Genomic DNA, 6,033 nt, shown 5'->3' with positions numbered 1-6,033 from the left:
TTGCTCCGATCGCCATGGAAGATGGCCTGCGCTTCGCGATTCGCGAAGGCGGTCGTACCGTTGGTGCTGGCGTAGTCGCCAAGATCATCGAGTAAGACGCTCGTTGCATCAGGAAGAGGGGCTGACTTGGTCAGCCCCTTTTTCGATTTCTGTCGCAACCGCTTGTCCCGATCTGGCCAGCAGTCATCTCTGTTGACAGGGTTGGGTATTATGCATACAATGCGGCTCCTTTTTTTGAAGGTCGGCTAACTAGTCTAGTAGCTGCTACGAGTGGAGTTTGGTGCAACATGCAAAGCCAAAAGATTCGAATCCGGTTGAAGGCGTTTGATTATCGCCTTATCGACCAGTCGACGCAGGAGATTGTCGATACCGCTAAGCGGACCGGCGCTCAAGTGCGTGGGCCTATCCCTCTGCCGACGCGGAAGGAAAAGTACACTATTCTGGTTTCCCCGCACGTTAACAAAGACGCGCGCGACCAGTATGAAATTCGTACTCATAAGCGTTTGCTCGACATTGTTGAGCCAACGGAAAAGACAGTAGATGCTTTGATGAAGTTGGACCTGGCAGCAGGTGTAGACGTTCAGATTAGCCTCGGTTAATACCACCTGGTATTGATCTGTGTAACTGTCCTAAGGCCATAGAGGGTGAGAGCCCCGTACACTTAGAGGTGAAACATGGCAATTGGTGTTGTCGGCCGTAAGGCTGGTATGACCCGTATATTTACGGAAGACGGGCAGGCTCTGCCTGTTACGGTAATTGAGGTTGATCCTAACCGCATTACTCAACTCAAAACTCTTGAGAATGACGGCTATCGTGCTGTTCAGGTAACTGTGGGCACTCGTCGTGCGTCACGTGTTACCAAGGGCGAGGCAGGTCATTTTGCTAAAGCCGGCGTAGAAGCTGGTCGGGGAGTTTGGGAGTTTCGGCTGGCTGACGGCGAAGGTGAAGACCTGGCTGCAGGCGGCGAAATTGCTGCAACTGTCTTTGAAGATGGTCAGCTTGTAGATGCTACCGGTCAGTCCAAGGGTAAGGGTTTCCAGGGTGGCGTTAAACGCTGGAACTTCTCCATGCAGGATGCAACGCATGGTAACTCCCTATCGCATCGTGCTCCGGGTTCTATTGGTCAGAACCAGACTCCGGGCAAGGTATTCAAGGGCAAAAAGATGGCGGGCCAAATGGGTAATGCGCAAGTAACTGTGCAGAACCTCAAAGTTGTCCGTGTCGACGCCGAGCGCAACCTCCTGCTGATTAGTGGTGCCGTCCCCGGCGCAACTGGCAGTGATGTTGTCATCAAGCCTGCACTTAAAGCCTGAGGAGCGGTTCGATGGAATTGACTATTACAGGTAGTGGCAAGGGAATTTCTGTTTCCGATGCTGCATTTGCCAAAGATTTTAATGAGGCTCTGGTTCACCAGGTGGTTACTGCTTATATGGCAGCTGGCCGTCAGGGAACCAAAGCTCAAAAAACCCGCTCAGAAGTCAGTGGTGGTGGTAAGAAGCCCTGGCGTCAGAAGGGTACTGGTCGCGCTCGTGCCGGTACAATCCGTAGCCCTATCTGGCGCTCCGGTGGTGTGACTTTTGCTGCCAAGCCTCGCGGCTTTGAGCAAAAAGTTAACCGTAAGATGTATCGTGCCGCGATGTGCTCTATTTTCTCCGAGTTGGTTCGTCAGGAGCGTCTGGTTCTGGTTGACGACTTTGCAGTCGATGCGCCAAAGACCAAAGACTTCACGTCCAAGCTGGCAGATCTGGGCCTTTCCAATGCCCTGATCCTGACAGAAAGCCTTGAGCATAATCTGCACCTGGCTTCTCGCAACGTGCCTCACGTCGATGTGCGTGATGTTGCGGGTCTGGATCCGGTTAGCCTGGTTGCTTACGAGAAGGTCGTGGTAACTGTTCCCGCTCTGAAGAAGATCGAGGAGATGCTGGGATGAATCAGGAACGTATTTATAAGGTCCTTTTAGGGCCTCACGTATCGGAGAAAGCCTCAATGGTTGCCGAGCATGGTCAGGTTGTTTTCCGGGTTGCCCCGGACGCCACCAAGCCGGAGATCAGGAAGGCTGTTGAGCAACTGTTCAACGTCACCGTAGAAGGTGTTCAAGTTCTGAATCGTAAGGGCAAGCTCAAGCGCACAGCCCGCGGGTTCGGCAAGCGTAATGACATTCGTAAGGCTTATGTAAAGCTGGCTGAAGGTCAGGACATCGATTTTCTGGATGTGGAATAAGGTAAAGGGGTCGTAATATGCCGATCGTCAAAACCAAGCCAACATCAGCCGGACGCCGTCACGTTGTAAAACTGTACAACCCGGATTTACACAAAGGGCGTCCTTACGAACCGTTGGTCGAATCTCAAAGCAAGTCGGGTGGTCGTAATAACAACGGCCGTATCACTACCCGTCATATTGGTGGTGGCCATAAACAGCACTACCGTATAATAGATTTCAAGCGGACCAAAGATGGTATTCCTGCGACAATTGAGCGCATTGAATACGATCCTAACCGCTCTGCGCACATCGCGCTGATCAAGTATGCGGACGGTGAGCGTCGTTACATTATTGCTCCCAAAGGTATGCAGATCGGAGAGCCTGTGCGCTCAGGAATCGACGCGCCTATCAAGGTTGGAAGCACATTGCCGCTGCGGAATATGCCGGTTGGTTCTGTGATCCATTGCGTTGAGCTCAAGCCTGGTAAAGGTGCACAGTTGGCTCGCTCTGCGGGCGCATCCGTGCAACTTGTAGCTCGGGAAGGCGCTTACGCGACCATCCGTCTGCGCTCAGGTGAAATGCGAAAGGTGCTTGTAGATTGCCGTGCCACGTTGGGTGAAGTGTCCAACAGTGAGCACAGTCTCAAGCGGCTTGGTAAAGCGGGTGCATCACGTTGGCGCGGAAAGCGTCCAACGGTTCGTGGTGTGGCTATGAACCCAGTTGACCACCCACATGGTGGTGGTGAAGGGCGTACCTCTGGCGGACGTCACCCAGTTACTCCTTGGGGTGTTCCGACCAAAGGGCATAAGACTCGTAAGAACAAGCGTACTGACAAAATGATAGTACGTCGTCGTTCAGCCAAGTAAACGACCACATAGAGGTAAATGCTGTGCCACGTTCTTTAAAGAAAGGTCCATTCATAGACCTGCATCTGTTGAAGAAGGTCGAGGCAGCTCTGGAAGCGAACGACAAACGACCAATTAAGACCTGGTCACGTCGTTCCACGATTTTCCCAGAGTTCGTTGGCTTGACCATTGCAGTCCACAACGGCAGGCAACACGTGCCGGTTTTTGTCACCGAAGATATGGTCGGGCATAAACTGGGAGAGTTCGCGGCAACGCGTACTTATCGTGGCCACTCGGCCGACAAGAAAGCTAAACGCTGATTGTGAGGGGAATAGAAATGGAAGTAGCAGCCAAGTACAAGGGCGCTCGCCTCTCAGCTCAGAAAGCACGTCTTGTCGCCGACCAGGTCCGCGGCAAGCCGGTTGAGGACGCCCTGAACATTCTGACTTTCAGCCCTAAGAAGGCGGCGGTGATTATCAAGAAAGCTCTTGAATCCGCCATCGCTAACGCTGAGCACAACGAAGGTCTGGACGTTGACGAATTGCGGGTTTCCACCGTTATGGTGGATGAAGGCCCGACGCTCAAGCGGATCAAGGCTAGAGCCAAGGGGCGCGCTGACAGAATCATGAAGCGCACCTGTCATATCACCGTCAAGGTCGCCGACAAGTAGGAGATGCTCAGATGGGTCATAAAGTAAATCCAATCGGCTTCCGCCTGGGTGTGATTAAAGAGCACAACTCAGTTTGGTATGCCGATAAAAAGGAATACGCAAAGAACCTGTTGAACGATATTCAGGTTCGCGAATTCCTCGACAAGCGTCTGGTTAAGGCGTCTGTTAGCAAGATTGTGATCGAGCGCCCTGCTCAGAACGCCCGTATCACTATCCATACTGCCCGCCCCGGTATTGTTATCGGTAAGAAGGGTGAAGATGTTGATCGTCTGCGTCGTGAAGTTGGCGAGATGATGGGTGTGCCTGTGCACATCAACATCGAAGAAGTCCGCAAGCCGGATCTGGATGCTCGCCTGGTAGCGCAAAACGTTGCCGGACAGCTGGAGCGTCGTGTGATGTTCCGTCGCGCTATGAAGCGTGCGGTACAAAACGCAATGCGTCAGGGAGCCAAAGGCATCAAGATTCAGGTTGGTGGTCGTCTCGGGGGTGCCGAAATTGCGCGTTCCGAGTGGTATCGTGAAGGTCGTGTTCCGCTGCACACATTGCGTGCAGATATTGATTACGCAACCTACGAAGCGCATACCACTTACGGCATAATCGGCGTCAAGGTATGGATCTTCAAAGGTGAGATTCTTGGTGGTATGGAACAGGTCCGTGCTGACAAGAAAGCCTCTGGGAAGAAAGGTTCTAAGTAAAGGGGCAATCTTATGCTGCAACCAAAACGCACCAAATTTCGCAAGGTAATGAAGGGCCGTAATACCGGTCTTGCTCACCGCGCCAACAAGGTGAGCTTCGGTGAATACGGATTGAAAGCGACGACTCGCGGGCGTATAACTGCGCGCCAGATTGAAGCGGCACGTCGTACCATGACGCGTAAGATCAAGCGTGGCGGAAAGATCTGGATTCGGGTGTTCCCGGATAAGCCGATCACCGGTAAGCCGCTTGAAGTACGTATGGGTAAAGGTAAGGGTTCTGTCGAGTACTGGGTGGCTGAAATTCAGCCAGGCCGTATGCTCTACGAGATGGAAGGTGTTTCTGAAGATATCGCACGCGAAGCCTTCACACTCGCAGCGGCAAAGTTGCCGGTACAGACCACCTTCGTAACGAGGACGGTGATGTGATGAAAGCAACAGAGCTGCGTGAAAAATCAGCCGCGGAGCTGAATAAGGAGCTGATCGATCTCCTGAAGGAGCAGTTCAACCTGCGCATGCGCAAGGCTACTGGTCAGCTCAATCAGTCTCACCTTCTCGCCGGGGTGAAGCGCGACATTGCTCGTGTGAAAACAGTATTGAACGAAAAGGCAGGACAGTGACATGACCGAAGCTACCCAAACTGCCAGAACTCTTAGCGGCAAGGTCGTAAGCAACAAGATGGAGAAGTCCATCGTGGTGTTGGTCGAGCGTCAGGTGAAGCACCCTCTGTACGGTAAGTACATGAAGCGTTCAACCAAGATCCATGCTCACGATGAGAGCAACCAGTGCAATATCGGTGACACTGTGACCATTCAGGAAACCCGCCCGGTCTCCAAGACCAAAAGCTGGGCCCTGGTGGAAGTCACTGAACATGCATCCAAGGTGTAATTCGCCCGGAGAACAACCATGATTCAGACTCAGACAATGCTTGAAGTCGCGGATAACAGTGGTGCGCGTCAGGTGATGTGCATCAAGGTCCTGGGCGGTTCACACCGGCGCTATGCCGCCATTGGGGATATCATTAAGGTGACCGTTAAGGAAGCCATCCCCCGCGGAAAAGTGAAGAAAGGCCAGGTCTTGAAGGCTGTAGTAGTGCGCACCCGTAAGGGTGTTCGCCGTCCCGATGGGTCGCTTATCCGTTTCGACGGCAACGCGGCTGTACTTCTGAACAATCAGGACGCACCCATTGGTACCCGTATCTTCGGACCGGTTACCCGTGAGCTGCGAAACGAAAAGTTCATGAAAATTATCTCACTGGCACCCGAAGTACTTTAAAGGACCAGAGGCCGGTTATGAAAAAGATTAAACGAGATGACGAAGTAATCGTCACTACGGGGAAAGACAAAGGCAAACGTGGTAAAGTTCTGAAAGTTCAGGACGATGGCAAGGTGATTGTTTCCGGCATCAATATGATGAAGAAACACACTAAACCAAACCCGATGTTGGGCACCCCCGGTGGCATCGTCGAAAAAGAAGCGCCTATCCAGGCTTCCAACGTAGCTGTTTTTAATCCGCAGACCGGCAAAGCCGATCGTGTTGGCTTCCAGATTAAGGAAGACGGGACGAAGACGCGGATCTTCAAAGCTACGAAAGAAGCTGTCGATAACCAGTAAGCGGTGGTGGTTAC

14 protein-coding genes are annotated in these 6,033 nt (G+C 52.6%); all 14 read left to right on the top strand.

Features of this window, described 5'->3' with window-relative positions:
• Positions 1 to 95 (top strand): EF-Tu C-terminal domain-related protein (locus RG807_RS16325; RefSeq protein WP_020411129.1); only part of this gene is annotated, 95 nt, incomplete at its 5' end.
• Positions 96 to 287: 192 nt separating this feature from the next.
• The gene (rpsJ, locus tag RG807_RS16320) at positions 288 to 599 is read left to right on the top strand and encodes a 30S ribosomal protein S10 (RefSeq protein ID WP_041341420.1); all 312 of its coding nucleotides are present in this window, start codon (positions 288 to 290) and stop codon (positions 597 to 599) included.
• A 75-nt stretch (positions 600 to 674) separates the two neighbouring features.
• Complete coding sequence (rplC, locus tag RG807_RS16315) at positions 675 to 1,313, top strand: 50S ribosomal protein L3 (RefSeq protein ID WP_298453420.1); 639 nt, start codon at positions 675 to 677, stop codon at positions 1,311 to 1,313.
• An 11-nt stretch (positions 1,314 to 1,324) separates the two neighbouring features.
• Positions 1,325 to 1,930: a 50S ribosomal protein L4 gene (gene rplD, locus RG807_RS16310; protein ID WP_298453418.1), complete on the top strand. Its 606-nt coding sequence runs from the start codon at positions 1,325 to 1,327 to the stop codon at positions 1,928 to 1,930.
• Entirely contained in the window at positions 1,927 to 2,220 is a 294-nt protein-coding gene (gene rplW, locus RG807_RS16305) for a 50S ribosomal protein L23 (protein ID WP_200204925.1), read from the top strand. Before rplD ends, rplW begins: the two co-directional genes overlap by 4 nt.
• A gap of 17 nt (positions 2,221 to 2,237) precedes the next feature.
• On the top strand, positions 2,238 to 3,065 hold the full coding sequence (rplB, locus tag RG807_RS16300; RefSeq protein WP_200366507.1) for a 50S ribosomal protein L2: 828 nt from the start codon (positions 2,238 to 2,240) through the stop codon (positions 3,063 to 3,065).
• Positions 3,066 to 3,088: 23 nt separating this feature from the next.
• Entirely contained in the window at positions 3,089 to 3,364 is a 276-nt protein-coding gene (gene rpsS, locus RG807_RS16295; RefSeq protein ID WP_298453407.1) for a 30S ribosomal protein S19, read from the top strand.
• Positions 3,365 to 3,381: 17 nt separating this feature from the next.
• Positions 3,382 to 3,714, top strand: coding sequence for a 50S ribosomal protein L22 (gene rplV / locus RG807_RS16290; protein ID WP_100641162.1), 333 nt, complete (start codon positions 3,382 to 3,384; stop codon positions 3,712 to 3,714).
• A gap of 11 nt (positions 3,715 to 3,725) precedes the next feature.
• Positions 3,726 to 4,409 (top strand): 30S ribosomal protein S3, encoded by a 684-nt coding sequence (gene rpsC / locus RG807_RS16285; protein ID WP_200204922.1) that lies wholly within the window; start codon positions 3,726 to 3,728, stop codon positions 4,407 to 4,409.
• 12 nt (positions 4,410 to 4,421) lie between these two features.
• On the top strand, positions 4,422 to 4,835 hold the full coding sequence (rplP, locus tag RG807_RS16280) for a 50S ribosomal protein L16 (RefSeq protein WP_100641166.1): 414 nt from the start codon (positions 4,422 to 4,424) through the stop codon (positions 4,833 to 4,835).
• Positions 4,835 to 5,026 (top strand): 50S ribosomal protein L29, encoded by a 192-nt coding sequence (gene rpmC, locus RG807_RS16275; protein WP_298453395.1) that lies wholly within the window; start codon positions 4,835 to 4,837, stop codon positions 5,024 to 5,026. The genes rplP and rpmC overlap by 1 nt, the downstream gene beginning before the upstream one ends.
• Position 5,027: 1 nt before the next feature.
• On the top strand, positions 5,028 to 5,294 hold the full coding sequence (gene rpsQ / locus RG807_RS16270; RefSeq protein WP_071267344.1) for a 30S ribosomal protein S17: 267 nt from the start codon (positions 5,028 to 5,030) through the stop codon (positions 5,292 to 5,294).
• Positions 5,295 to 5,312: 18 nt separating this feature from the next.
• Complete coding sequence (gene rplN / locus RG807_RS16265; RefSeq protein ID WP_200204921.1) at positions 5,313 to 5,681, top strand: 50S ribosomal protein L14; 369 nt, start codon at positions 5,313 to 5,315, stop codon at positions 5,679 to 5,681.
• A 17-nt stretch (positions 5,682 to 5,698) separates the two neighbouring features.
• Positions 5,699 to 6,019 (top strand): 50S ribosomal protein L24, encoded by a 321-nt coding sequence (gene rplX, locus RG807_RS16260; RefSeq protein WP_298453387.1) that lies wholly within the window; start codon positions 5,699 to 5,701, stop codon positions 6,017 to 6,019.
• Positions 6,020 to 6,033 lie beyond the last annotated feature (14 nt).

The organism is Marinobacter sediminicola (assembly GCF_031157525.1).
GTDB classification, from domain to species: Bacteria; Pseudomonadota; Gammaproteobacteria; order Pseudomonadales; family Oleiphilaceae; genus Marinobacter; species Marinobacter sediminicola.
Note: the sequence above shows the minus strand (reverse complement) of the source record. Positions and strands in the feature narration are given on the sequence as shown.